This is a genomic window from Treponema vincentii (assembly GCF_018336815.1).
Lineage (GTDB): Bacteria > Spirochaetota > Spirochaetia > Treponematales > Treponemataceae > Treponema.
The window spans coordinates 2,162,638-2,187,881 of sequence record NZ_CP050497.1 but is presented as its reverse complement, the minus strand read 5'-3'; the positions used below and the strand labels follow the sequence as shown (position 1 = coordinate 2,187,881).

Genomic DNA, 25,244 nt, shown 5'->3' with positions numbered 1-25,244 from the left:
CGCATGGAATTTATTAAGGTCGTAGAGACGATGATGCAACAATCGGGCTTTGCCGCGTTGACATGGCAGCAGCTCGTGATGTTTGTCATCTCGTTCGTTTTAATTTATTTAGCCATCGTCAAACAGTTCGAACCGTTGCTGCTGTTGCCGATTGCTTTCGGTATGTTTTTGACGAATTTACCGTTAGCGGATTTGATGAAGGAAGCGGATCCTTGGTATACATCCGGTGTACTGCGGATTATCTATAGCGGTATCAAAAGCAATCTCTTCCCGTGCTTAATCTTCATGGGAATAGGCGCAATGACCGATTTCGGGCCGCTTATTGCAAACCCGATTAGTTTATTGCTCGGAGCGGCGGCGCAGTTCGGTATCTATATCACCTTTATGACTGCCAGCGCTTTACCGATTTTTACGGCGAAGCAGGCTGCTGCAATTGCCATCATCGGCGGAGCCGACGGGCCTACTTCTATTTATATCGCGAATAACTTGGCTCCTGAACTGTTGGCGCCGATTGCCGTTGCAGCGTATTCGTATATGGCGCTGATTCCGATGATTCAGCCGCCGATTATGAAGCTGTTAACCACTAAAAAAGAACGGGCGGTTAAGATGAAGCAGCTCCGGAAAGTGAGCAAGACCGAAAAAATCGTATTCCCCATCGGAACGGTTCTGTTTACTGCGCTGTTGCTGCCGTCGGTTGCACCGTTGCTTGGTATGCTGATGTTAGGCAATATCTTTAGAGAATCCGGCGTTGTGCAGCGCTTATCCGATACGGCGCAAAACGCTTTGATCAACATCGTTACGATTATGCTCGGTGTTACGGTCGGCGCTACTGCCAACGGAGAACTGTTCCTGCGAGTGCAAACCATCTCCATTATCTTTATGGGATTGTTTGCGTTCTGTATGTCTACCGTCGGCGGTATTTTGCTCGGAAAGCTCTTGTATGTTATTACCGGCGGTAAAATCAACCCGTTAATCGGTTCCGCCGGCGTTTCGGCAGTACCGATGGCTGCGCGTGTTTCGCAAACGGTCGGTGCGTCCGAAAATCCGACGAACTTTCTGTTAATGCACGCAATGGGACCGAATGTGGCCGGTGTTATCGGCTCAGCGGTTGCAGCCGGTTATTTTATGCTGATTTTCGGCAAGTAATATGCAGAGGGAATACCGATGTTATCGGCGTTCCCTCTTTCTACAATAATTATAGTTGGAAGGAGATGTATTATGAGTAAGGTTATGTCATTGCATGATGCAATCAAAACGTACGTAAAATCGGGCGATGTGCTTTGTTTCGGCGGTTTTACGACAAACCGCAAGCCTTATGCAGCGGTGAACGAGATTTTGCGTCAAGGTTTGGGTGATTTTATCGGGTATTCCGGTCCTGCAGGCGGCGACTGGGATATGCTGATCGGTGAAGGAAGGGTAAAGGCCTTTATTAACTGCTATATTGCAAACTCCGGCTATACGAATGTAGCGCGCCGCTTCCGCAACGAAATCGAAAAAAACAAGAAAATGCTGTTGGAAGACTATTCGCAGGATGTGCTGATGCTGATGCTCCATGCCTCTTCTCTCGGCCTTCCGTATCTTCCGGTACGGCTGATGCAGGGTACCGACTTGGTAAACAAATGGGGTATCAGTAAAGAAGAGCGTGCAAAAGACCCGCGTCTCCCCAATGATAAGTTGGTAGAGGTAGAGAACCCCTTCAATCCCGGTGAGAAAGTTGTCGCCGTACCGGTGCCGCGCTTGGATACCGCAATCATCCACGTGCAGAAGGCTTCTGTTAATGGGACCTGTTCAATAGAAGGTGACGAATTCCACGATGTCGATATTGCAATCGCTGCAAAGAAATGTATCGTAACCTGCGAGGAGCTCGTAACCGAAGAAGAAATGAGAATAGAGCCAAGCAAGAACTCAATTCCCGAATTCTGTGTCGATGCCGTTGTTCATACTCCCTACGGCGCTCATCCTGCTCAGTGCTATAACTATTATGATTACGATGCAAACTTCTTTAAAATGTACGACAGCATTACCAAAACCGAGGAAGATTTTAAGGCTTTCTTACAGGAATGGGTATACGGCGTAAAAGATCACGACGAGTATATCGATAAATTGGGTGCAAGCAGATTGGCAAAACTGAAAGTTGTACCGGGCTTCGGCTATGCGGCAAAGCTGGTAAAGGAGGATAAGTAAGATGGCAAATTATAAAAATTATACCAATAAAGAAATGCAGGCGATTACAATCGCGAAGACCATTAAAGACGGTCAAATCGTTATTGTAGGTACCGGTCTTCCTTTAATCGGGGCGTCGTTGGCAAAGCGGATCTTTGCTCCGAATTGCAAGCTGATTGTGGAAAGCGGTTTGATGGACTGCGCGCCGATTGAAGTACCGCGCAGCGTCGGTGATAACCGGCTGATGGCTCACTGCGGCGTGCAATGGCCGAACGTCCGCTTTATCGGGTTTGAAGCAAACGAGTGGCTCAACGATAACGACCGCATGATTGCCTTTATCGGCGGCGCTCAGATTGACCCTTTCGGGAACGTAAACTCAACCTGTATCGGCGACTACCATAACCCCAAAACCCGTTTTACCGGATCCGGCGGGGCAAACGGTATTGCAACCTATTCAAACACCGTCATTATGATGCAGCATGAAAAACGCCGCTTTATCGACAAAATCGACTACATCACCAGCGCCGGATGGGGAGATGGCGCAGGTGGCCGTGAAAAGCTCGGTCTTCCGGGAAACAGAGGCCCGATTGCCGTTGTTACCGACCGCGGTATCCTCAAGTTTGACGACAAGACCAAGCGGATGTACCTTGCCGGATATTACCCGACTTCTTCCCCCGAAGACGTACTGGAAAATACCGGTTTTGACCTCGATGTTTCCAAGGCTGTTCTGCTGGAAGCGCCGAGCGAAGACGTCATTAAGATGATCCGTGAGGAAATCGATCCCGGACAGGCATTTATCAAAGTTCCCGTAGAGGAGTAAGTAGCAGGGTAGAGTAAACGCATCAGGCTATTTTTTAGCAGCCCCGCAGAATATAAGGAGGCCGTTCAACCTTTCCTTTTGAAAATATGCATACCGTTTACGGCGTTGCTGCACAAAAATAAATGCTCAACGTACAATAAGTACGTCTCCGCTTTATTTTTGTTCGCGCCTTGTAGCCGGTACCGTTATTTTCAAAAGGCTGACGGAAAGGATTGTTTTAGACGGCACCGCCACAAGTATTCTGCGGTTTTAATCTACTCTGCCTGATGCGTTTACCCATCTGCTAGAAGAGATATGCGAAATTTTTGATAAAATTTCGCATAGAAAAGAGTTTTTCCCGTGAGTTTTGTGCTTGCGGGAGGAGCCGTAACCGGAGGAATAAATATGGGTGATTATTCGATGCCATGCTATTTCCAAAATATGGAACAAGTTGGAAAAGAGTTGGCACATATTGATGAAGAAAATGAGAAGCTGATTAAAGACGTTGAAGAGGAAATCGGTAAGCTGATAGATGAAATCCACGAAGCGGGAACGCCGACGGAGGCTATCAACGAAAAAGGTCAGATGACCGCGCTGCAGCGGGTTGCCGATCTGATTGACGAAGGTACGTGGTGCCCTTTAAACAGCCTCTATAATCCGCAGGACTTTGAAACCGCGACCGGTATTGTCAAAGGCTTGGGGCGAATTAACGGAAAATGGGCAGTCATCGTTGCGTCCGATAACAAGAAGATTGTCGGTGCGTGGGTTCCCGGGCAAGCGGAAAACTTACTGCGGGCTTCCGACACGGCGAAGTGTCTGCGCATTCCGTTGGTCTATGTATTAAACTGTAGCGGTGTTAAGCTTGACGAGCAGGAAAAAGTCTATGCCAACCGGCGCGGTGGAGGTACTCCGTTCTATCGGAACGTAGAGCTGCAGCAGCTCGGTGTTCCCGTCATCGTCGGTATCTATGGAACGAATCCGGCGGGCGGCGGCTACCACAGTATCAGCCCGACCATCCTGATTGCGCATGAAAAAGCGAATATGGCAGTGGGCGGCGCCGGTATCGTCGGCGGTATGAACCCGAAAGGCTATATCGACGAAGAGGGCGCCGAGCAGATTATCGAAGCAAGCAAAAAATCCAAGGGCGTCGATGTACCGGGAACGGTTTCCATTCACTATAACGAAACAGGCTTTTTCCGCGAGGTGTACAGCGACGAAATCGGCGTATTGGACGGTATCAGAAAGTACATGGACTACCTGCCCGCATATAACTTGGAGTTTTTCCGCGTAGACGAACCGCGGGAACCGGCGCTCGACCCGAACGATCTGTATTCTATTTTGCCGATGAACCAGAAAAAGATATACAATATCTACGATATTATCGGCCGGTTGGTAGATAACAGCGAATTTAGCGAGTATAAAAAAGGCTACGGTCCCGAAATGGTAACCGGACTTGCGAAGGTGGACGGACTGTTAGTCGGTGTTGTGGCGAACTTCCAAGGATTGCTGCTGAAATATCCCGAATACAAGCAAGGCGCGGTCGGTATCGGCGGTAAGCTCTACCGGCAGGGACTTATGAAGATGAATGAGTTCGTAACGCTCTGCGCACGCGATAAAATCCCGATTATCTGGCTGCAGGATACTACCGGTATCGATGTCGGCAACGATGCGGAACGTGCGGAACTGTTGGGCTTAGGTCAGTCGCTTATCTACTCCATCCAGAATTCCAATATTCCGCAGATGGAAGTTACGTTGCGCAAGGGTACCGCTGCGGCTCACTATGTATTGGGCGGGCCTCAGGGTAACGATACCAATGCGTTCTCGCTGGGGACTGCGGCAACCGAAATCAACGTAATGAACGGAGAAACCGCTGCAACTGCGATGTATTGCCGTCGTTTGGTAAAAGATAAAGATGCAGGAAAGGATTTAACGCCTACCATTGAAAAGATGAATAAACTGATCAATGAGTATAAGGAAAAGTCCGTTCCGCAGTATTGCGCCAAAACCGGTATGGTTGACGAAATCGTGAGCTTGTATGATATACGGGCGTATATGATCGCCTTTGTGAACTCGGTATATCAGAACCCGAAAGCGATATGCGCATTCCATCAAATGCTGTTACCGCGGGCAATTAGAGAATACAATACCTTTGTAAAGAAATAAGGGAAAACGGGGATGACGAAAAAGCAATAGGCTTTTGCGACATCCCCAAAATGTATTATTCGGAGTTATCAGTTTATGGAAAGAATTGTTCTAAAGTTAGGTATGTTTGAAACGCTTATGGTTGCAGTTATTGCAATCTATGTGGGAGAGTTTTTGCGCAATAAAATTCCGGTTCTCAAAAAATATTGTTTACCCGCTTCTGTTGTGGGCGGTACCTTATTTGCGCTCCTTTCGTTATTGCTCTATTCGGTCAATGTTTTTGAATTGAATTTTGATTATAAAACGGTCAATCAGCTGTTCTATTGTTTATTCTTTGCCGCAAGCGGCGCCGCGGCGAGTTTGGCGCTGCTGAAAAAAGGCGGTAAACTCGTAATTATCTTTACCGTATTGGCAGCCTTGCTTGCAACTTTGCAAAATGCTGCTGCTATTTCGGTGGGAAGCCTCTTTCATATCAGTCCGCTCATTTCGATGATGACGGGTAGTATCCCGATGACCGGCGGACACGGAAATGCCGCTTCGTTTGCGCCGATTGCCGTAGAAGCAGGTGCAACTGCGGCTATGGAAGTTGCAATTGCCGCAGCTACGTTCGGCTTGATTTCAGGCTGTATTATTGGCGGGCCGTTCGGTAACTTTATGGTTAAACGCTTCCATCTTGAAAATCCCGAGTTGGATGGAAAAATGGAAGCTGCAGAATTGCAGGCTGAAAACTCAGGCGGTACTGCGGGCGCTTTGGTAGATAAATCCAATGTGCTGCAGGCAGTGTTTATGCTCTGTATTGCGTGCGGTATCGGACAAGTTTTATTCTTAATCTTGAAGTATTTTAAGATCAACTTCCCCATTCACGTATGCTGTATGTTCGGCGGCATTGCCATGCGTCTTTTGTTGGATTTAACTTCAAAAAGCAATCCTTCAAAGCACAACGTATTGTATGATGCATTCGATATCGTCGGTGAATTCTCGTTAGCCTTGTTTGTTTCGATGTCCATTATTTCTATGAAACTTTGGCAGCTTGCCGGCTTAGGCACCGCACTGGTGGTATTGCTGCTCGTACAAGTTGTGCTGATTGTACTTTTCTGCTATTTCCTGACATTCAATTTATTAGGCAGAAACTACGATGCAGCGGTGATGGCGGTTGGTCATATCGGATTCGGTTTAGGCGCTGTGCCCGTTTCGATGACGACGATGCAGACAGTATGCCGCAAGTACCGCTATTCCAAGTTAGCATTCTTTGTCGTGCCGGTTATCGGCGGCTTTATCAGCAATATTACCAATGCCATTATTATCACAAAGTTCTTGGATTTGGCAAAGCACATGCTTGGACTTTGAGAAGCAAGCAGTTTTTGCTGCATATAACGGTAACTGCTGACTGAAAAGCGGTTACCTGAAAATTTTATCGGCAAGGGAGCAGTACATCGTTATGAGTATATTTACTATGGGCGTAGACGTCGGTTCTACAGCTTCCAAGTGTGTTATTATCAAGGACGGAAAGGAAATCGTCGCAACGGCTGTTGTTCCGGTGGGAACGGGAACCAGCGGACCGGCACGGGTGATGAAGCAGACGCTGGATCAACTCGGGTTTACCTCGATGGAGCAGCTTGACGGAGCTATTGCAACCGGCTATGGACGTAATTCGTTAAAGGAAGTACCGGCGCAGATGTCGGAGCTGTCCTGCCATGCCAAAGGCGCCTATTTCTTGTTCCCGCATGTACGCACTATTATCGATATCGGCGGGCAGGATTCTAAGGCCTTAAAACTTAGCGATAACGGTATGCTCGAAAACTTTGTTATGAACGATAAGTGCGCTGCCGGTACGGGACGCTTCCTCGATGTTATCGCGAAGGTTCTGGAAATCAACTTGGAAGACCTCGAGAAACTTGACGAGCAGTCCACCAAAGAGTTGACAATCAGCTCAACCTGTACCGTGTTTGCCGAATCGGAGGTTATCTCTCAATTGGCGAGCGGTGCGAAAATTCCCGATATCGTAAAAGGAATCCACACGGCAATAGCGAGCCGCGTCGGCAGTTTGGCTAAGCGTGTCGGTATTCAAGATGATGTTGTAATGACCGGAGGAGTTGCCCTGAATAAAGGAATGGTTCGGGCAATGGAAAAAAATATAGGGTTTAAAATTCACACGAGTGAATATTGCCAGTTAAATGGCGCAATTGGAGCCGCTCTGTTTGCATATCAAAAGTGTCAACAAGCGGGAAATAAGTAAGGTTCTACGCCGGTAAATGCAAGGCCGGTGCAGACCTGAATGGCATCTTTTAAAGAACAAGCCTGTTTTTTAAAGATGACCTTGAGGACATAGGAGGAAACAAATGGCCCAAAAGATGGAAAAGTTACCCAACAAAACGCCGCGGCCGATTGAAGGGCATAAGCCTGCTGCCGCTCTTTTACGCGATGTCGTAGATAAGGTCTATGCAAATGCATGGGAGGCAAAACGGCGCGGTGAATTAGTCGGATGGAGTTCTTCTAAATTTCCAATTGAATTAGCGAAAGCTTTTGATCTTAATGTTGTGTATCCCGAAAACCATGCGGCGTCGACAGCTGCAAAGAAAGACGGATTGCGCCTCTGCCAAGCTGCGGAGGATATGGGATACGATAACGATATCTGCGGTTATGCACGCATCAGTCTTGCCTATGCCGCAGGAGAGCCGACCGATTCGCGCAGAATGCCGCAGCCCGATTTTTTGCTGTGCTGCAATAATATCTGCAATATGATGACAAAATGGTACGAGAATATTGCGCGTATGCATAATATCCCGCTCATCATGGTAGACATTCCGTTCTCCAATACGGTGGATGTACCCGAAGAAAAAGTGGATTATCTACTTGGCCAGTTTGACTATGCCATCAAGCAGCTGGAACAATTGACCGGAAAGAAATTCGACGAAAAGAAATTCGAGGATGCTTGTGCGCGTGCAAATAGAACCGCAGCGGCATGGCTGAAATCCTGTTCATTTATGTCATACAAGCCGTCTCCGTTAAGCGGGTTTGACCTGTTTAACCACATGGCAGACATTGTTGCCGCCCGCTGCGAAGAAGACGCTGCTGTCGGATTTGAACTGCTGGCACAGGAATTTGAACAATCCGTAAAAGAAAACACCTCTACGTGGGAATATCCCGAAGAGCACCGTATCTTGTTTGAAGGTATTCCGTGCTGGCCGGCGCTCCGCCCCTTGTTTGACCCCTTAAAGGACAGCGGTGTCAACGTAACCGCTGTCGTATACGCTCCGGCATTCGGCTTCCGTTATGAGAATATCCGTGAAATGGCCGCTGCGTACTGCAAGGCGCCGTGCTCCGTCTGTATCGAAACCGGTGTTGAATGGCGCGAGACCATGGCAAAAGAAAACGGTATCAGCGGCGCCTTGGTCAACTACAACCGCAGCTGCAAGCCGTGGAGCGGTGCGATGCCCGAAATTGAGCGGCGTTGGAAGGAAGACCTCGGTATCCCTGTTGTTCACTTTGACGGTGATCAGGCTGACGAGCGAAACTTCTCTACGGAACAGTATAAAACACGTGTACAGGGCTTGGTAGAAATTATGGACGAGCGCAAGCAGGAAAAGAAAGCAAAGGGCGAGGACGTCTATACCAACTTTAAGAACACCAAAGAGACCGACTGGTCGAAGCCGACGCTGGAGTAGGGGAGGACAGTATGGAAACAATCAAAGATTTATTGGAACAATTTAAATATTTGGCGAACAATCCGCGGAAGCAGCTGGATAAATACCTTGCGGCAGGGAAAAAAGCCGTCGGTATTTTCCCGTACTATGCACCCGAAGAGATTGTCTATGCGGCAGGTATTGCGCCGTTCGGTGTATGGGGCGGTCAAGGTCCCATCGAGCGGGCAAAGGAATACTTCCCGACATTCTATTACTCGTTGGCATTGCGCTGTTTGGAAATGGCCTTGGACGGTACTCTCGACGGACTTTCCGCCTCAATGCTGACAACGCTGGATGATACCCTTCGTCCGCTTTCTCAGAACTACAAGGTGAGCGCCGGACGGAAAATCCCGATGATCTTCCTCAATCATGGTCAGCATCGCAAAGAGGACTTCGGCAAGAAGTACAATGCGCGTATCTTTACCAAGGCGAAGGAAGAGCTGGAAAAAATCTGCGGTGTTAAAGTAACCGATGAGAACTTAAAGAAAGCGTTCAAAGTGTATAACGAAAACAGGGCTGAAAAGCGCCGGTTTATCAAGCTCGCCGCGGCTCATCCGCAGAGTATAAAGGCTTCCGACCGCTGTTATGTGCTGAAAAGCTCATACTTTATGCTGAAAGATGAACATACCGAGCTGCTCAAAAAGCTGAACTCTTTACTCGAAGCCTTGCCGGAAGAAAAATGGGACGGCGTTCGGGTGGTTACCAGCGGTGTTATTACCGATAACCCCGGCTTGCTGCAAGTCTTTGACGACTACAAAGTCTGTATTGTCGCCGATGACGTTGCGCATGAATCCCGCGCGTTGAAGGTTGATATCGATCTCTCCATCGACGATCCGATGATGGCGCTTGCCGATCAATTTGCCCGCATGGATGAAGACCCGCTCCTCTACGACCCCGACCTTACGAAGCGTCCTGCCTACGTTGTAAAACTGGCAAAGGATAACAAGGCGGACGGATGCTTGCTCTTTATGATGAACTTCGACGACACGGAAGAGATGGAATATCCTTCGCTAAAACAGGCGTTCAGCGCGGCAAAGATTCCATTGGTAAAAGTCGGATATGATCAGCAGATGTCGGACTTTGGGCAGGTAAAAACGCAGCTCGAAACATTCAACGAGATTGTACAGCTTAATCGGATGTAAGGGGGTAGCAGTATGAGTGAAAACGTATGGGAAAATGATGATTTTATTTTTAAAGGCGCAGAATTAAAGGGCATGACGCAGAAGGGAAAAGATAAGGTAAAGACGCAAGGACTTACCGATATGATTATTCCCGCAACAGCGCCCGACGGAACTCCTATTACGCGGATTGGAGACAATGCGTTTTACCGCAGGGGTTTAACCTCCGTTGTTATTCCCGACACGGTAGAGAGCATCGGCTATGATGCATTCGGCGTGTGCAAATTAACTTCGGTTAAACTGCCGAGCGCGTTGAAGGACATCGAGGGCTTTGCGTTTTACCGGAATGGGCTTAAAGAAGTTACCTTCGGCGGTAAGGAAACAAAGATTGAGCCGAGCGCCTTTGCATTAAATGCATTGACGGAACTCCATTTGCCTGAAACACTGGAGCTGATTGATACTTCATCCTTCTACAAGAATGAGCTGACGGCGGTAAAAATTCCTGCATCGGTGAAGAAAATCAATATGTATGCTTTTTTTGAAGAACAACATCAAAGAAGTAGAAATCCCTAAATCGGTAGAATTTTTGCATGCACATGCATTTGAACCGAACACGGAAGTAAAAAAATAAAACCATCTGTGTTTTCAATAAACCTGTAATGTCTTTTTCCCGATATGCATCCGTGTATGTCGGGAATGAGCGCTGTAAGCATATCATGGGAATCGCTAAAAACCTTACATAGCGCCTTCTTTTCTAACAGACGGCTTAATATTGACAGCGTTGCTTTTAAAATTGTAGTATTCATTATGAATTTAGATATTGTGCTTTGATACGAGGAGGTATATATGAAAAAAGCTGTGTCATACAAGCATTCAAAACAGCGGGAGGCACTGTTCAATCTTTTATGTTCTACTCGCACGCATCCTACGGCAGCATGGCTGTATGAACAGCTTCGGAAGGATTTTCCGCATCTGAGTCAGGGAACTGTTTATCGCAATTTAAATATTCTTGCCGAGCAAAAACGAATCAAGGTTATCAATGTTGACGGTACCTTTGCTCATTTTGATGCGGATATGAGCGCTCACAATCACGTCATCTGTACCCGATGCGGCAAGGTAGAAGATGCTTTTATGCCGTCCGATGAACATTGCAATCAAAAGGCTGCGGAACTCAGCGGCTACCGCATTGATTCACATCGGTTTGATTTTTTTGGAATTTGCCCTGATTGTCAGCGTCTTGAACATGATTAAGTTCTATAGTAACCTATTTAATATGCGGAAAACTTTCGCACGAGACAAACTTCTTTAAGAACTCTATGAGTTTTTGGGATGTCTGAATATCCGTTTAGAAATGGAGGTCATAATGAATAAAACACTGAAAACATTGTTTTATATTCTCTGTGTTTCTGTTCTGTTGTTCGGTTTTGGAGCCTGTAAATCCCAGCCCGAACCAAAACCGGAGCCGAAGCCTGAGCCGGTAAAACCTGTTGAGCCGGAGAAAAATGAAGAACAGGAGAAAATTGCTCGTTTACTGAATGAGATGGCAAAGGTTCGTGCCGAAGCGGTTAAGGCAAAAGCGGATACGGCTTATCCTGCGCAATTTAAATCGGCCGACGATACGGCTGCCGAAGCGAGAAGCGGCTATGAAGCAAATAATTTTGCAGCAGCGCAGGAAAAGGCTCAAAGGGCTATTACGCAATATCGAACGCTGATCAATCAAATGAAGATTGCCGAGTTAAAGGCGAAGATCGACAAAAATGATTTGTCGTCCTATGATGCGGAAAGCTATAAAAAAGCCGAAGACCTGTCCGCACAGATATCCGGATTATATGAATCGGATCCTGCAAAAGCCTTTGAACTCTCCGAGCAGGCGCTGAATTACTATGAAACGGTAAAAGAGGCAGGGTTTGCTTCGATGATGAACGATGCAAAAAAGAAAGCTGATGAAGCGCGTGAACGTGCCGATTCTGTGAAAGCTGCTGCAGCTATGAAAGACGCCTATGAAAAGACAGTAAACCGTTACCGCCATGCAGGTATTGCAGCAGGCAATAAGAAGTACGAACAAGCATATATGGGGTATATGACTGCTGCCGATGAGTTTGACGATATATACGAAAAGGTAAAAGTTAAACGGGCACAGGCAAGTGATGCAATGGAACGGGCAAAAGCTCGTCAGGAAGCCAGCAGCAAGCTTGCAAAAGAAGCTGACCGCGAAGCGCCGTTGCCGGAAAATGCGGAAGGTTTTTCCGAAGAGCCGGTTAACCTTGACGAATTACAGCGTTCTACAAATACCGGCAATGCAACGCCATCCGGTAACGGGAGGTAACCCATGAAAAAAACAGCTATTCTCTGTACCGTATTCTTTTTAGTAGGGACGGTCTTTTTGTTTGCCGTATCGTACGATAATAACGAATATCAGCGAAAAAGCCGCGCTTATTCCGAATTGGCACAGCGGGCATATAGCGAAGGCGATTATGACGCTTCTATAGAGTATTCACGGCTTGCCGAAGAGAACGCTCAAAAATCGGCCGATTATATTCAATATATGCTTGCCCGCGTTGAAGCTGAACAAGCAATGAATAGAGCACGTACTCGCTATACATGGGCAAAAAACAACAAGGCCGAAGAGAAATACCCCGAGGCATTTAAGACGGCAACCGAAGCGCTGCAGGCAGGAAATACCGCATTTGAAAATAAAGACTTTGACGTCGCGGTTGTCTGTGCGAAAAAAGTTTTAGATGCGCTTGCCGTTGTTACCGGCGATGAATCTTCATTTGCAACCCTGCCGGCTCAATACCGTATCCGCACATGGCGCGGCGAACGGGATTGCCTGTGGAATATCGCAAAGGATAAGGCGATTTATGATAATCCGTATCTGTGGCGGAAGCTGTATGAAGCGAATAAAGAGAAATTGCCCGATCCCAATAATCCCGACTGGGTTGAACCCGGAATTATTTTAACAATTCCGAGTCTCCGCGGCGAAAAACGCAGCGGTATGTACGATCCTGCGGTAACCTACGAAAAATTACCACCGGCAAAAAGTAAAAAATAATCTGATGAAAACCTCTAAAAACCACCGTTTTTAGAGGTTTTTTTATATCCCTGCTCATCATCGGCAAGGATGCATTCGTAAATAAAAAAAGAGCGCGGTACACATAAGCGCATGGTCGTAAGGGGCCGTTCCCATCTTATTCAATACCTCATCGACAGGAACCGCCTCGGCTTCTAAAAACTCATCTTCATCAAGATGCTGCGCCTGCGTATTCGATTCACAATCTGCAAAATAGATATGGCTTTTATTTCCCATAATCGCAGGGTTGGGGTATACCTCGCCGAGCAATGTTAAGTTGTGTTCCGTTTTTCCCGTTTCTTCAAGCAGCTCTCGCCGCGCCGCTTGTTCCGGCGTTTCTCCTTCGTCGACCACGCCGCCGGGAAATTCGATCGATAGCTGTGCCGAACCGTGCCGCCACTGCTCTACCATTAAAAAATAATGCCGACCGTTCGCATCGGTAATGCGAGGAATAACGATAACCCATTCCGGCGCGGACAATGTAGAAAACGTCTTTGTTTCGTTGTCGGGCGAAATACTGGTAATTTCGTTGACGGAAAATACCCGTGTGGTACATATTTCTTTTGTAGAAACGGGTTTCCATGAAAGACGAGGATTTTTTTGCATAAAAGTACAACCTTCCTTTGACATAATGAGTATTTAGCCTTATTCTATAGAAGAGGAGGCTTTATGGCAATTATCACAATTTCACGGCAAATAGCTTCTTACGGCGATGAAACGGCGTTAGAACTGGCGAAATCGCTCGGCTACGAGTTTATCGATAAAAAAGACCTCGAGAAAGATCTGATTGGCAAGGGAATTTCTAAAGAGAGCCTTGCGCATTATGACGAGCGAAAACCAGGGTTTTGGGCATCGCTTTCTCGCAACCGCGACTCCTATTTTGATTATTTACGGGAGATCGTGTACGGATATGCACTGAAAGGAAATAGCATTTTTATCGGGCGCGGCGGCTTTGCGCTATTGCGCGGCATCCCCGGCTGTTATGCGGTACGGCTGGTCGCTTCCGATGATATCCGAATTGCGCGGTTGATGAAAGAGTTCGATTGGTCGGAAAAAAGAGCGCGCGCTTTGATGGCGGAAAGCGATGCCAATCGCGAAGGCTTTCACAAATGCTTTTTTGATATGAAACCGGAGGATCCTACTCACTATCGACTCGTTATTAATACCGATTTCGCTACGGCGCCGCTTGCCGCAAGTATTATTACGCACGCATGTAAGGAAGCTATTTCACCGGCGGAAGAACAGGAAGGGCTCAAACGTATTTCGGAACTGTTATTAGGGCAGCGGATTGTTAATGTGATTGCGTTTAAAGAAGAGCTTCCGATTTATTTTTTGGATGCGGAAGTTTCCGATACGCAGATTGTGCTGCACGGAGTTGCGGATTCCGTTGCATGTATCGACAGAGCGCTTAAAATAGCCGAAAATTTGGCGCAGGGGCGTTCGGTGTCTACACAGATCAGCATAGTTAACGAATATAAGCCCTATCCGTAACCGAATGCGGTTGTATAGGATATCAGGGCAACCGTATCGGAAATATTTTAAGCAGTTGCCTTCCTCTGAAACTTCTTGACTATCCCCTATCTTCATTGTAGACTTATTTTGTTCTATTTTGGTTATCGCTAAAGGAGTGTTTTTGGATACCTCATATACAATCGTATTGGAAGATCAAACGGTGCTGTCTTCTTTATGCGGCGCAAATGATGAGAATTTACAGGTTTTTGAAACCTATTTGGGCGTTCCCGTTATCTGCCGGGGAAACGAGGTAACGGTTGTAACGTCCGATCAAGCGGTTTGCAATAGGTTCCAAAAACTCATCGACACTCTTTTGAAAAGTCCCGAAATTACGTCGGAAGGTTCTGCCGATTTTATTGCTTCCTGTGTTGCCAATAGCGTGCCGCAAGGAGGGGCCTTCTGCCCGCAGTGTATTCATATTCCGCGCGGCATAAAATCAGTCTATCCCAAGAATAGAAAGCAGGCCTCGCTGATAGACTCCATCTATGCAAACGATATAACGTTCGGACTCGGTCCTGCCGGTACGGGGAAAACCTATATTGCGGTGGCGCTTGCGTTAAAAATGTTGCTGTCCCATAAGGTACGTAAGCTGATTTTAACCCGCCCGGTGGTGGAAGCGGGTGAAAGCCTCGGATTTTTGCCCGGTGATCTTGTCCAGAAAATTAATCCCTATCTGCGTCCGCTGTTCGATATTATGGAAACGCTGCTGCCTGCCGATGTGCTGCGCAGTATGGAAGAGTCTAATACCATCGAAGTAGCGCCGCTTGCCTATATGCGCGGGCGGACACTGCACAATGCCGTTGTGATTTTGGATGAAGCGCAGAATACGACAAAAGAACAGATGAAGATGTTTTTAACGCGGATGGGCGAAGGTTCAAAGCTAATTATTACCGGAGACCCGTCCCAGTCGGATATCCGCGGAAGATCCGAATCGGGGCTTGTCCATGCCGTCTCTTTAATCCGTACCATCGATGGAATTGGAATCGTTGAATTTTCTGCAGATGAAGTAGTCCGTCATTCGTTGGTACAAAAGATTATTAATGCGTATGAAAAACAATAACACCGTAAATGTAAAAGATAACTCAACTCTTGCAGATTATAGCGGAGTCACCGAATGAGAGACGAAAACAATTCCGGATATATGAAAGCTGTAGTATTGCCGTCCGTAGCGGGCTTTTTCCGCAAGATTATAGACGGTTTTCGAACTGAAAAAGTTTTTTCCATCCTCTTTATTGTAAGTTTTTTTGTTGTTATCGCAGCGATGCTGTTTACCACGCTTGACCGCGGAGGGCTTGCCTACTTAAATCTTGACGAATTTGCCGTAGGAAGAGTTGCCGAGCGCGATGTCGTTGCAGGCAGGAACATTTCCTATACGGATCAGTCTGCGACGGAGATCAGAAAAGCTGCCCGATTGCAGACGATTACACCTATTTTTAGGCAGGACGCGGAACTGGTATCTGAAACACTCAAAAAATACGATGAGTTTGTTTCGTTTATGCTTGCGTTGCATAATGATGCGGAAGCAATTTTTGACGCACGTGTGCAGGAACAATATCCGGGGCTATTTGATGCCCAAGTTTTGAAAAAATTGCAAAAGTCAGGACAATTTGACACTATTTTAGCCGCCGCTCAAGCAATCGTCAAACAAATTATGGCGGTCGGTATTGCAGAATTTCCCGAGAAAGGACTCGAAGGGTTTAATCAAACGGAGATGACGCTATTAGTGCAACGCGGAAATAACCGTGAGTACATCAATATTCAGACGAGTGCGGTTATTAAAAAAGGCAATCTCGATACATATATCAAAAATGCAATACGCTCGCTGAATGCAAGTCTTGACTCCGCCATAACGGCAGCCCTCATTCGGCCGTTTTTGCAGCCGACCATTATTTACGATGAAAAAGAAACGGAAATGCGGGCGCAGGAAGCGCTTAAACAGGTTCAGCCGGTAATCGTTACCATTCAAAAAAATCAAAAGATTATTAAACGCGGCTTTATTATTACCGCAGAAAACTACCGGCAGCTGCAAGCCTATTCCGATGCGGGAAATTATCTTGACATCAGTAAATTTTTGGGGCTTTCCGCTTTTATTCTCTGCCTCTATATAATCGGCGTCTTTATGTGTTCGGCGCAGACAGTAGGGGAGCGATTAAAAGAAAGCCGAAAAGTCTTTTTATTGCTGATTTCGCTTGCCGTGTATCTTATCGTTCTATTTACGGCAAAAGCGCTATCCCTTGTGCAGGCGCTCGATATTATCCCGTTCATCCCGGCGGCGCTGACGGCTATGCTGGTAGTGACGCTTATTTCCACACGGATTGCGATACGGATGGTATTCCTTATTATGCTGATTGTACTGACGGCAACCGGTTTTAAACTTGAACCGGCGCTTTTTGCGCTGTTCTCCGGCTTGTTGTCCGTATCGCTGATGAATTTGACTGGGCGGCGAATGGATTTAATTAAGACTGCCTGTCAGCTTGCGCTCATCCATCCGATTATTACCTTTGTGCTTTGTTCAGTGTTTCCCGATTCATACAGCGACTTCGTTTTTGTGCTGCTCGGCTCGGTGATAAACGGCTTTATCAGCGGTATCTTTGTGCTCGGCTTTTTACCCATTTTGGAAGACCGGATGAATACGCCGACCTGCTTCCGCCTGATGGAGCTTTCCGACCTTAACTCCCCGACGATGAAGCAGATGCTGTTGGCGGCATCCGGCACCTATAACCACACGATGATGGTTGCGACATTGGCGGAAGCAGCCTGCCGCGAAATCGGGGCAGACGCGCTGTTGGCGCGGGTCGGCGCGTATTATCACGACATCGGTAAAATGGCGAACCCTGAGTATTTTGTCGAAAATCAAACTTCGTATAATAAGCACTTGGATTTAAACCCGCGGCTTTCGGCGGCTATCATCCGTAGTCATGTAAAAATCGGGGTGGAGAAGGCGGAAAGTATGCGGCTGCCCCGCGAAGTTATCGATATTATCGGGCAGCATCACGGTAATTCACTGGTGCAATACTTTTATGCAAAGGCGAAAGAACTCGATCCCAATGTTAGCCCCAAGGACTTTTCGTATCCAGGGCAGCCGCCGCGCACCAAAGAGGCCGCCGTGGTCATGCTTGCCGACGTGAGCGAAGCCGCCTGCCGGACGTTAGATCATCCGTCGGTTCCGCGGCTGGAAAAATTTATTGCAAAGCTCGTTAAGGCGAAAATGGAATCGGGACAGCTTGATAACTGCGACTTAACGCTGCGGGAATTGCGCATTATCCAAGAATCATTTGTAACGACGCTTGCAGGGTATTATCATTCCCGTATCAAGTATCCGAATCAAAAAGACCCCGACGAAAAAGAAGGCGCAGACAGCAAAACTGCCGACGAAAAAGCCGCACCGCAGGATACCTCGCCGGAAAAAACAGCCGACAAGACTGCCGACGAAAAATCGGTACAGCAGGGAACTCCAGCGCAGGGGGAAATGCCGCTTGAGAAAAGCATTTCTCCCGATGTAAAAAATTACCTACAAATAGACCTCGGATTAGCGGCGCCGGAGCAAACCGCGGCAGGAATGCAGGGACAGTCGGACGGGAAGGGCAACAAGGAAGAATAGCATGAATACTATTGCAATTACATGGCAGGACATCCCCGAACCGAAGTGGGGTATGCAGGTTCTGCCTTTTTTAGATGCGGTACTTACACAGCTTGAACACACGAATTGGGATTTATCCGTTGTATTTTGCCGCGATGCGTTTATTCACGAGCTGAATAAAACCTACCGGCAGATCGACTCGCCGACCGATGTGCTGTCTTTTGAGCAGGGCGATGAATACGATGATGAAGACGAAAACGTGCGTTTTAATGCGGGAGATATTGTAATTAGCCTCGATAGTTTGCGCTCAAATGCCGAAACTTTTAATGTAACGATGAATGAAGAATTAAAACGGCTGCTGATACACGGGATTTTGCATCTGAGCGGGATGGATCACAGCGACAACGACCCTCAGCAAGAGATGCTGCAATTACAGGAAAAAATACTCAAGCAATATAATAATACGGTTATCTATCAGGAATAAGTATGGGGATATTTGATAAACTGAAAAAAAAGCGGGCAGTTTCCGAGATTCTACAGGAAGCGCTCAATGAAGAAAAAGAAGATATGATACGCGGGGTGGTAGACCTTTCCGACACCGCAGTAAAAGAAGTGATGATTCCGCGGATTGACGTCGATTTTATTCCGCTGGATATGGAAACGGAAGAGTTGCTGACGCGGGTGGCGGAAAGCGGTCATTCGCGATTTCCGGTTTATGACGAATCGATCGATAATGTAGTAGGAATTCTGTATGTGAAGGATTTAATCAATTCATTCGCAAAAAAAGAACCGATTGATTTGGAAAAGATTATCAGAAAACCGTTTTTTGTACCCGAATCCAAGCGTATCGACGGTCTATTGCGGGAATTTAAACGCCGTCATGTGCATATTGCCATTGCGGTCGACGAGTACGGCGGTATTTCGGGGATTGTTTGCATGGAAGATATTATCGAAGAGATTGTCGGCGACATTCAGGATGAATTCGATAATGAAGGGGAAGATATCGCTTCCATCGGCGATGGTCTCTGGCTCTGCGATGCCCGTGTCGATATGGATGATCTGGCGGAATGTTTGCATACGGAGCTGCCCTCCGATGAGTTTGAAACGCTCGGCGGGTTTGTATTTGATTTATTCGGAAAAATCCCCGTGCGTTACGAAAAAGTGCGATGGAAGAACTTTGATTTTATCGTTCAGGATATGGACGGGCATAAAATAAACACGGTAAAAATCGCAGCGGTTAAGGATGATGATCACTAAGCCGTTCCGGTCGCTGCGGATGTCGGTATACAATTAAGGATAACAATTATGCGTAAAAATAGTCTGTTTAGTGTGTTTCTGCTCTGCGTCGCGCTGCCTCTTTTGGCTTCTCCCATTCAGCTTTTTGAGAAAGGGAAGGAGCTGCAATACCATGAAAACTGGTACGGCGCTATAGAGCTTTATCAACAAGCCTTAAAAGAAAATCCCGCCTATAATGCTGTGTATCGGGGGTTAGCCGAATGTTTTTACGCACTGGGCGAATATGATCAGGCTATTGTCTACGCGGAAAAGGCGCGCCGTTACTCTCCGCAGGATGTCGATATCGAAAACCTCTATGCGTTTATTTTGATCGGTATCGGGCGTATCGAAGACGCGCAAAAGATTTTTTCCGGCATTCTGAACCGTTACCCGAACAACCTTGACGCCCGCTTCGGAATGGCGGAAATCGAGGTAACGGGCGGCCGCTTAACCAGCGCTTCGGAACTGTACACCGCCGCGCTCCGCCGCCAGAGCGAGAACCGCAAAGCGCTTTTGTCGCTTGCCCTGCTCAGCCACGAAACGGGTAATCTTAAAGCGGCGCAGAGTTACATCAGCCGCGCTCTGCAATACCACGGGGATAACGCGCAGGTGCATTACTTTGCCGGTTACCTTTCGGCCCTTGCAGGAAACCTAAAGGAAGCGGAAGGCCGCATCCGTGCAGCGCTTACCATCGACGAAAACTACGACAAGGCACGGGCGCTCTTATGTTCGCTTTTATACAGCTCCGGCCGGTACCGCGAGGCGATGTCCGTAGCCGATTTGCGCATTGCGGGCGACCGTAAGCGTGCCGATGCGTGGTATGTAAAAGCGCTCTGTTTAATGAAGCTTTCGCAAAAAAAACAAGCGTTTGAAGCCGCGCAAATCGGACTTTCCGTCGATACCGAAAACGAACTGATGCGCACCCTGCTTGAGGATATTGCTGTTCAGACCTTTGAGTTTGAAGATACGCAGCGAAAAGAACTCGCCGGTGCGCATCGCATAAAAGGTGATGCTTTTTTAAACCGCAACATGACCGACCAAGCCTTATATGAATACCGGCGCGCCCTCAAAGTGTATCCGTATGACACGGAAAGCCGGCAAGCATACTCCAATATCCTGATGCGGCAGGGCTTTTACGAGCGCGCCGTGCAGCAGCTTGAATTTATTCAGTCCATCGAAAAAAAGCACCGCCCGAATCAACGACACGGTAGAGGCCTACAGTAAGATGCTTGACCACTCGGTGCGGAACCGATGGAAGATCGATCCGCTGTATTTAAATAAGGCACACCTTTCCGTCGGGCTTTTTTATCAGGTAAATGCAGCCAATGTGTTTCATCCCGAAGCGGAAAAACTCACCGCTGCATTGATAAACGATATTCTTTCTTATAACCGCCGTTTTGCGGTTTCCGCTCATCTGGATGGTCCCAGTTCGTATATGGAAGCGTTCAGACAGGCGCGCACTGCCGGAAATGATTATTTCGGTATCGTCAATTTGCAAGAAAACGAGCGGGATATACAGATTACACTTGACCTCTATGTCGGACGTACCGGTTCAAAAGCGGAAACCTTAACGGTGTACCGGTCGGGTAATGACCGGTTCGGCAATGCTGTACGACGCATCATCGGTTTGTTTAATCAGGCAATGCCGGTTATCGGCAGCATCGTCGGGCGTTCCCAAGCGGAAGCGGTTATCGATATCGGTTCGGGCGACTGCGACTTTACCGATTATACTATCGAAATCGTCAAAAAGGGAACGCTCACCATTGCGAATGAAGGCATCGGGCTTTTGTACAACGAAAAAGACGTACTCGGGACGTTCACAATAGGGCGTGTTTCGGAAGACCTTACCGAAGGAACGCTTACGCGCAAGGGGTACTACGATAGGATGACGAAGGGCGATATGGCGGTGCTCATTTACACCGATCCGGCAAAGACCGGCAACAAGGCTGAAAAAACCGTCGACGGTACCGACCCGCGCGGGCAGCAGATGTCTCAGTTACTGTCCTTGTTGCGAAGTATCCGATAGCACCTGTCCTTTTGAAAATATACGTCGCATCTGCGTTGTCGCTTAACAAAAAACACCCGCAGGCATGTTGAAAAGTGTACTTCCGTGTACGTTTTTTAACGACAAGTTTTTCTAGCGAAAAACTTGCAGCTATTTGGAACCACGGACATCCTGTCCGGAAGTGTACATCCGTGTACACTTCCGGACGCGAGTTTTTGCGCCGCAAAAACATCGCTGCTGATTAGAACCACCGCCGTCCGTGGCGGTTCTGAAACTACAAGGCGCGAGCACAAATTAACCGCAGGCGTATCTTTGATACGTTGAGGATTTTCAGTAGCGGCATATCGTAAAACATACTTTCCGTAAGCCTTTTGAAATAGCCTGTTAAAAAACGTACATCCGTGTACGTTTTTTAACGACAAGTTTTTCTTAGCGAAAAACTTGCTACTGCTTGCAACCACCACCATCCGTGGCGCTGTTGGCAAGTGTACATCCGTGTACGCTTGCCAACGATAAGTTTTTCTAACGAAAAACTTACTACTGCGTGGAACCACCGCCATCCGTGGCGGTTCTGAAATACCATTTGCTGTTAGCCTTTGAAAATAGCGGTACTGGATACAAGGCGCGAACAAAAATAAAGCGGAGGCGTACTTGTTGTACGTCGAGCATTTACTTTTGTGCAGCAACGCCGTAGACGGTGTCGCTATTTTCAAAGGTGCGGGAAAATTCGCAGCCACAGTAGTCTTGTCTATACAACCCCAATTCCTTGCTGAGCCTAATGGACTCCAGATACCCGTCTTTTTTCTTAAAGTCGCTCGGCAGCCATCGGCACTTGTCCGTGGCAAGCTCCATGCCGATTTCGTTGATTTTTGCTGCGCTTTTAAGCGGACTGAGCGAAAGTGTCGTGCAGAAAAAATCAAACCCTTGAGCTGTTGCCTCGCGTACCGTTGCTGCAAGCCGAAGCCGATAGCAGCGGAAGCACCGTTCGCCACCTTCCGGGCAATCCGTATAGCCCTCCGCTATTTCGAGGAATTGTTCATGGCTATAGTCCCGTATCATATAATCGATTCGGTACGGAAATTCTTTTGACGTATTATACTGTTCGATTAAACGGATTTGTTCATCCGCCCGGGTACGGTATTCGAGCTGGGTATCAATGTTGGGATTATAATAGAAGACAGTTAGCTTAAAATATCCGGCAAGCCGTTTTATTACCGAAGAACTGCACGGCGCACAGCACGAATGGAGCAGCAGCCGCGGTGGAGCTTCGGTAGTAAAGGAATCGCCAAGCTCCGCAATGGTTTGTTCCATTAATAATTGAAAATTTTGCTTCATACCAAGATGTTTTGTTTAATAAAAGATTGGATGTCTTCAAGCAGCGTATAAAGCGAGCTTCCGGATTCTCGGGGCAGCCGAAAAGCAATGGCGCCGGGATGGCCGCCTCCGTCCGTAATCTTAAAATGAGTAAGCACCGGGTGTAAATTAATGCCTCGTGCCGTTTCGCTTGCACGGATACGGCACTGTATTTTATTGGACTTGCCGGGAGAATCATAGTAGGCGGAAATCCCTACTCCTTCGACTTTCTCTGCAATGGCATTGGTTGCTTCCTTAATCATACCGGTAAATTGTGCATATTCGATGCTTTCAAAGAAAGCGTTCGACTCATCTTCCGACAAGATAATCGTTCCAATGTGTCCGGTATATTTAGCGCGGTCAATAATGGTATGGTAGATTTTCTCGGTTTCGGCATCGGTCGTCTCCATCACATCAAGCAGCCGTTCCATCGATTCGATTTTTTTCGTTCGCCCCGATGAATGGGTGCTGATCCGCAACATTAAATTGAGATGTTTGGAAAAATAGTCAAAAACTTCTTTATCGTGCGGGTTGGAAATATAATTTCCCATTTTTGCATCCCCAAGCATACCGGTTAGGAGCGTCAGCACCAGATTCCGCGAATAGAGCTCTTCGATGCTGTAGCGCTGTCGTATTTCGGGATGATTGGCCAATTTATAGCATATTCTGCATAAAATCTCGCAAGTGCTTGACGCATGAAGAACGAGAGAATAGGCGGGATCTCCGATATATGCTGCATCGGAATCAAAGTGATGGTCTATTTCAAGTTTTGGAATAGATGAGGTATTCAGGAAATCATAGATACAGCCGTTTGCGGCTATCATATCCGGCTTTGGTGTATCTAAAATACAGAGCACTTCGACGGAACGGATCGCCGACATTGTTCCATAGTACACATTAATCTTATTATATTTGCAGATGGAATTGAGAAATTTAAGGTTTTCAGGCGGCACGGATTCTAAAAAAATGCTGACATGTTTATTAAATTTGCGCAGCAACAACGCTCCCGCAACTGTCGAGGCATAGCAATCTTCATCAGGGCTTTCGTGACCGAGAATCAAGAATGAACGGTGCGCTTTCATGAGATGATAAATATTTTTTATTACCCGATTTCGTGCTCCGATAGTCATATTCTGTCGTTTAAAGCGTAAACCGGGTGTAAATTTGCTCCCTTGAGAATCCATATTAAATCATTATAACATACTTTCTAATAAAGTGTTATCCCAAAATACATTTTTTTAGGAAAATGTCTGATGCGGTCAGTACGGAAGTTGCAGCCACTTGATGCAGTCGCCCGAGCTCTAGGCTTTTTAACATTTTTTTGATAAAATCGATCAAATCACGGAGAAAGTCATGGAAAATGCACTTTGTTTTCATAACGCGACAGTAGTAACCGGTTACTCATTAATGGAAAACGGATGTGTCTATGTTAAAGACGGCAAGATTGAAGATGTCTTTAGCGAGCGCCGCTTTTTAAAAAAACGTTTTTCTCCGGAAGTACGTATCATCGATGTCGATAAAGCGTATATTGCTCCGGGGTTAATCGATACCCACATTCACGGCTTTGCGGGCTTTGGAACGGAGGATAGTTCTGCGGATTCCATCCTCGAAATGTCAAAGGCACTTGCCGAATATGGCGTAACAGCCTTTAATCCTACGCTGTATCCGACAGAGCCGGAGAATATGACCGAATGTATCCGCGCTATTGTCGATGCAATGGGGCATGAAGAAGGTGCGACCATCATGGGGCTGCACCTTGAGGGTCCGTTCATTTCGCCGGAAAAACCCGGAGCGTTAAGCCCTTCCGCAATCAGCCCCGTCAATTTGGATTTGATGGATAAGTTTTGGGCTGCCTCAAACGGAAATATCGTCAATATGACGGTTGCGCCCGAGCTTAAAAATATGCGCGAGTTAGCGCTTTACTGCATTAAGAAAAATATTGTGTTGCAGGCGGGGCATACGAATGCGCTCTACGAGAATATGCTTGAAGGAATGCAGGCGGGGATTTTACATTCAACACATCTTTTTAATGCGATGAGCCAAATGCACCACCGTAACCCGGGAGCTGTCGGCGCGATTTTAATCCATCCTGAAATGTCCTGCGAGATTATTGCAGACGGTATCCATGTTCATCCCGACTTAATCCGACTTTTGGCGCGGGATAAGCCGATCGACAAGATTGTTTTAATAACCGATAGTCTCAAGCCGACGGAGCAGCATAAGGGTACGCTGGTTGCGAATGGAGAAGAAGTTGTACTCCAAGACGGATGTTTTCACCGTAAAAGGGATGGAGTTATTGCCGGTTCAAGCCTTTCGATGATTCGCGGGGTTAAAAATCTTGTGTCTTTCGGCTTTCCGGTAGAGACCGCCGTCCGATTCGGCTCTGCAAATCCGGCGGAAATTATGCGGTATTCCAAACGCGGTTCCATTATGCCGGGATACAAAGGTGATCTTATCGTATTCGATAAGCAGTTCAATGTGCTTGCAACCGTCATAAAAGGAAATTTGAAAAAGAATTTATTTTAAAAGAACTAAAAAGGTTAC

Annotated in this window: 23 protein-coding genes; 20 read left to right on the top strand and 3 right to left on the bottom strand. The window is 47.1% G+C overall.

Annotation, left to right across the window (positions count from 1 at the left end; genetic code table 11):
- The first annotated feature begins 3 nt into the window (after window positions 1-3).
- The 12 genes from GWP40_RS09920 to GWP40_RS09865 all read left to right on the top strand — a co-directional run bounded on the left by GWP40_RS09920 (window position 4) and on the right by GWP40_RS09865 (window position 12,957).
- Entirely contained in the window at window positions 4-1,146 is a 1,143-nt protein-coding gene (locus GWP40_RS09920; RefSeq protein WP_212565201.1) for a sodium ion-translocating decarboxylase subunit beta, read from the top strand.
- 72 nt (window positions 1,147-1,218) lie between these two features.
- Window positions 1,219-2,184 carry a glutaconate CoA-transferase subunit A gene (gene gctA / locus GWP40_RS09915; protein ID WP_212565200.1) on the top strand — a complete coding sequence of 322 codons (966 nt, stop codon included), beginning with the start codon at window positions 1,219-1,221 and terminating at the stop codon, window positions 2,182-2,184.
- Window position 2,185: 1 nt separating this feature from the next.
- On the top strand, window positions 2,186-2,983 hold the full coding sequence (gene gctB / locus GWP40_RS09910) for a glutaconate CoA-transferase subunit B (RefSeq protein ID WP_206181501.1): 798 nt from the start codon (window positions 2,186-2,188) through the stop codon (window positions 2,981-2,983).
- 384 nt (window positions 2,984-3,367) lie between these two features.
- Window positions 3,368-5,125, top strand: coding sequence for an acyl-CoA carboxylase subunit beta (locus GWP40_RS09905; protein WP_212565199.1), 1,758 nt, complete (start codon window positions 3,368-3,370; stop codon window positions 5,123-5,125).
- 75 nt (window positions 5,126-5,200) lie between these two features.
- Window positions 5,201-6,451: a sodium/glutamate symporter gene (locus tag GWP40_RS09900; protein ID WP_212565198.1), complete on the top strand. Its 1,251-nt coding sequence runs from the start codon at window positions 5,201-5,203 to the stop codon at window positions 6,449-6,451.
- A gap of 91 nt (window positions 6,452-6,542) precedes the next feature.
- The gene (locus GWP40_RS09895; RefSeq protein WP_230974392.1) at window positions 6,543-7,340 is read left to right on the top strand and encodes an acyl-CoA dehydratase activase; all 798 of its coding nucleotides are present in this window, start codon (window positions 6,543-6,545) and stop codon (window positions 7,338-7,340) included.
- 103 nt (window positions 7,341-7,443) lie between these two features.
- Window positions 7,444-8,769: a 2-hydroxyacyl-CoA dehydratase subunit D gene (locus GWP40_RS09890; RefSeq protein WP_212565197.1), complete on the top strand. Its 1,326-nt coding sequence runs from the start codon at window positions 7,444-7,446 to the stop codon at window positions 8,767-8,769.
- An 11-nt stretch (window positions 8,770-8,780) separates the two neighbouring features.
- Window positions 8,781-9,929, top strand: coding sequence for a 2-hydroxyacyl-CoA dehydratase subunit D (locus GWP40_RS09885; RefSeq protein ID WP_212565196.1), 1,149 nt, complete (start codon window positions 8,781-8,783; stop codon window positions 9,927-9,929).
- A 12-nt stretch (window positions 9,930-9,941) separates the two neighbouring features.
- Window positions 9,942-10,478 carry a leucine-rich repeat domain-containing protein gene (locus GWP40_RS09880; protein ID WP_230974391.1) on the top strand — a complete coding sequence of 179 codons (537 nt, stop codon included), beginning with the start codon at window positions 9,942-9,944 and terminating at the stop codon, window positions 10,476-10,478.
- Window positions 10,479-10,751: 273 nt separating this feature from the next.
- Complete coding sequence (locus GWP40_RS09875) at window positions 10,752-11,156, top strand: Fur family transcriptional regulator (protein WP_212565195.1); 405 nt, start codon at window positions 10,752-10,754, stop codon at window positions 11,154-11,156.
- Window positions 11,157-11,268: 112 nt separating this feature from the next.
- Entirely contained in the window at window positions 11,269-12,231 is a 963-nt protein-coding gene (locus tag GWP40_RS09870) for a hypothetical protein (RefSeq protein WP_212565194.1), read from the top strand.
- Window positions 12,232-12,234: 3 nt separating this feature from the next.
- On the top strand, window positions 12,235-12,957 hold the full coding sequence (locus GWP40_RS09865) for a DUF4398 domain-containing protein (RefSeq protein WP_212565193.1): 723 nt from the start codon (window positions 12,235-12,237) through the stop codon (window positions 12,955-12,957).
- 57 nt (window positions 12,958-13,014) lie between these two features.
- On the opposite strand, the gene GWP40_RS09860 is transcribed toward GWP40_RS09865, so the two are convergent.
- On the bottom strand, window positions 13,015-13,581 hold the full coding sequence (locus GWP40_RS09860) for an NUDIX hydrolase (protein WP_212565192.1): 567 nt from the start codon (window positions 13,579-13,581) through the stop codon (window positions 13,015-13,017).
- Between the two features lie 63 nt (window positions 13,582-13,644).
- Between GWP40_RS09860 and GWP40_RS09855 the strand changes: the two genes are divergently transcribed.
- The 7 genes from GWP40_RS09855 to GWP40_RS12950 all read left to right on the top strand — a co-directional run bounded on the left by GWP40_RS09855 (window position 13,645) and on the right by GWP40_RS12950 (window position 21,368).
- Window positions 13,645-14,466 carry a cytidylate kinase-like family protein gene (locus GWP40_RS09855; protein WP_212565191.1) on the top strand — a complete coding sequence of 274 codons (822 nt, stop codon included), beginning with the start codon at window positions 13,645-13,647 and terminating at the stop codon, window positions 14,464-14,466.
- Window positions 14,467-14,608: 142 nt separating this feature from the next.
- Window positions 14,609-15,547 (top strand): PhoH family protein, encoded by a 939-nt coding sequence (locus GWP40_RS09850; protein ID WP_212565190.1) that lies wholly within the window; start codon window positions 14,609-14,611, stop codon window positions 15,545-15,547.
- 54 nt (window positions 15,548-15,601) lie between these two features.
- Window positions 15,602-18,088, top strand: coding sequence for an HD family phosphohydrolase (locus tag GWP40_RS09845; protein WP_212565189.1), 2,487 nt, complete (start codon window positions 15,602-15,604; stop codon window positions 18,086-18,088).
- Between the two features lies 1 nt (window position 18,089).
- Window positions 18,090-18,551: an rRNA maturation RNase YbeY gene (gene ybeY, locus GWP40_RS09840; protein ID WP_212565188.1), complete on the top strand. Its 462-nt coding sequence runs from the start codon at window positions 18,090-18,092 to the stop codon at window positions 18,549-18,551.
- A 2-nt stretch (window positions 18,552-18,553) separates the two neighbouring features.
- Window positions 18,554-19,324, top strand: coding sequence for a hemolysin family protein (locus tag GWP40_RS09835; protein WP_212565187.1), 771 nt, complete (start codon window positions 18,554-18,556; stop codon window positions 19,322-19,324).
- 48 nt (window positions 19,325-19,372) lie between these two features.
- Window positions 19,373-20,566 (top strand): tetratricopeptide repeat protein, encoded by a 1,194-nt coding sequence (locus GWP40_RS12955; RefSeq protein WP_230974390.1) that lies wholly within the window; start codon window positions 19,373-19,375, stop codon window positions 20,564-20,566.
- Between the two features lies 1 nt (window position 20,567).
- Window positions 20,568-21,368 carry a hypothetical protein gene (locus tag GWP40_RS12950; protein WP_230974389.1) on the top strand — a complete coding sequence of 267 codons (801 nt, stop codon included), beginning with the start codon at window positions 20,568-20,570 and terminating at the stop codon, window positions 21,366-21,368.
- Between the two features lie 648 nt (window positions 21,369-22,016).
- Here GWP40_RS12950 and GWP40_RS09825 read toward each other — a convergent pair.
- Together GWP40_RS09825 and GWP40_RS09820 are read right to left on the bottom strand one after the other, a co-directional pair.
- Complete coding sequence (locus GWP40_RS09825) at window positions 22,017-22,682, bottom strand: epoxyqueuosine reductase QueH (RefSeq protein ID WP_212565186.1); 666 nt, start codon at window positions 22,680-22,682, stop codon at window positions 22,017-22,019.
- Complete coding sequence (locus tag GWP40_RS09820) at window positions 22,679-23,884, bottom strand: DHH family phosphoesterase (RefSeq protein WP_212565185.1); 1,206 nt, start codon at window positions 23,882-23,884, stop codon at window positions 22,679-22,681. Before GWP40_RS09820 ends, GWP40_RS09825 begins: the two co-directional genes overlap by 4 nt.
- A 169-nt stretch (window positions 23,885-24,053) precedes the next feature.
- Between GWP40_RS09820 and nagA the strand changes: the two genes are divergently transcribed.
- Entirely contained in the window at window positions 24,054-25,226 is a 1,173-nt protein-coding gene (gene nagA, locus GWP40_RS09815; RefSeq protein ID WP_212565184.1) for an N-acetylglucosamine-6-phosphate deacetylase, read from the top strand.
- The last annotated feature ends 18 nt before the right edge of the window (window positions 25,227-25,244 follow it).

What these genes read in the sequence shown, in the direction of transcription:
- GWP40_RS09835 (WP_212565187.1), top strand. Translation starts at nt 18,554, where the DNA reads ATGGGGATATTTGATAAACTGAAAAAAAAGCGGGCAGTTTCCGAGATT.
- GWP40_RS09885 (WP_212565196.1), top strand. Translation starts at nt 8,781, where the DNA reads ATGGAAACAATCAAAGATTTATTGGAACAATTTAAATATTTGGCGAAC.
- GWP40_RS09905 (WP_212565199.1), top strand. Translation starts at nt 3,368, where the DNA reads ATGGGTGATTATTCGATGCCATGCTATTTCCAAAATATGGAACAAGTT.
- GWP40_RS09890 (WP_212565197.1), top strand. Translation starts at nt 7,444, where the DNA reads ATGGCCCAAAAGATGGAAAAGTTACCCAACAAAACGCCGCGGCCGATT.
- GWP40_RS09895 (WP_230974392.1), top strand. Translation starts at nt 6,543, where the DNA reads ATGAGTATATTTACTATGGGCGTAGACGTCGGTTCTACAGCTTCCAAG.
- nagA (WP_212565184.1), top strand. Translation starts at nt 24,054, where the DNA reads ATGGAAAATGCACTTTGTTTTCATAACGCGACAGTAGTAACCGGTTAC.
- GWP40_RS12955 (WP_230974390.1), top strand. Translation starts at nt 19,373, where the DNA reads ATGCGTAAAAATAGTCTGTTTAGTGTGTTTCTGCTCTGCGTCGCGCTG.
- GWP40_RS09920 (WP_212565201.1), top strand. Translation starts at nt 4, where the DNA reads ATGGAATTTATTAAGGTCGTAGAGACGATGATGCAACAATCGGGCTTT.
- ybeY (WP_212565188.1), top strand. Translation starts at nt 18,090, where the DNA reads ATGAATACTATTGCAATTACATGGCAGGACATCCCCGAACCGAAGTGG.
- gctA (WP_212565200.1), top strand. Translation starts at nt 1,219, where the DNA reads ATGAGTAAGGTTATGTCATTGCATGATGCAATCAAAACGTACGTAAAA.
- GWP40_RS09860 (WP_212565192.1), bottom strand. Translation starts at nt 13,581, where the DNA reads ATGCAAAAAAATCCTCGTCTTTCATGGAAACCCGTTTCTACAAAAGAA.
- GWP40_RS09825 (WP_212565186.1), bottom strand. Translation starts at nt 22,682, where the DNA reads ATGAAGCAAAATTTTCAATTATTAATGGAACAAACCATTGCGGAGCTT.
- GWP40_RS09820 (WP_212565185.1), bottom strand. Translation starts at nt 23,884, where the DNA reads ATGGATTCTCAAGGGAGCAAATTTACACCCGGTTTACGCTTTAAACGA.
- gctB (WP_206181501.1), top strand. Translation starts at nt 2,186, where the DNA reads ATGGCAAATTATAAAAATTATACCAATAAAGAAATGCAGGCGATTACA.
- GWP40_RS09845 (WP_212565189.1), top strand. Translation starts at nt 15,602, where the DNA reads ATGAGAGACGAAAACAATTCCGGATATATGAAAGCTGTAGTATTGCCG.
- GWP40_RS09870 (WP_212565194.1), top strand. Translation starts at nt 11,269, where the DNA reads ATGAATAAAACACTGAAAACATTGTTTTATATTCTCTGTGTTTCTGTT.
- GWP40_RS09880 (WP_230974391.1), top strand. Translation starts at nt 9,942, where the DNA reads ATGAGTGAAAACGTATGGGAAAATGATGATTTTATTTTTAAAGGCGCA.
- GWP40_RS09855 (WP_212565191.1), top strand. Translation starts at nt 13,645, where the DNA reads ATGGCAATTATCACAATTTCACGGCAAATAGCTTCTTACGGCGATGAA.
- GWP40_RS09865 (WP_212565193.1), top strand. Translation starts at nt 12,235, where the DNA reads ATGAAAAAAACAGCTATTCTCTGTACCGTATTCTTTTTAGTAGGGACG.
- GWP40_RS12950 (WP_230974389.1), top strand. Translation starts at nt 20,568, where the DNA reads ATGCTTGACCACTCGGTGCGGAACCGATGGAAGATCGATCCGCTGTAT.
- GWP40_RS09900 (WP_212565198.1), top strand. Translation starts at nt 5,201, where the DNA reads ATGGAAAGAATTGTTCTAAAGTTAGGTATGTTTGAAACGCTTATGGTT.
- GWP40_RS09875 (WP_212565195.1), top strand. Translation starts at nt 10,752, where the DNA reads ATGAAAAAAGCTGTGTCATACAAGCATTCAAAACAGCGGGAGGCACTG.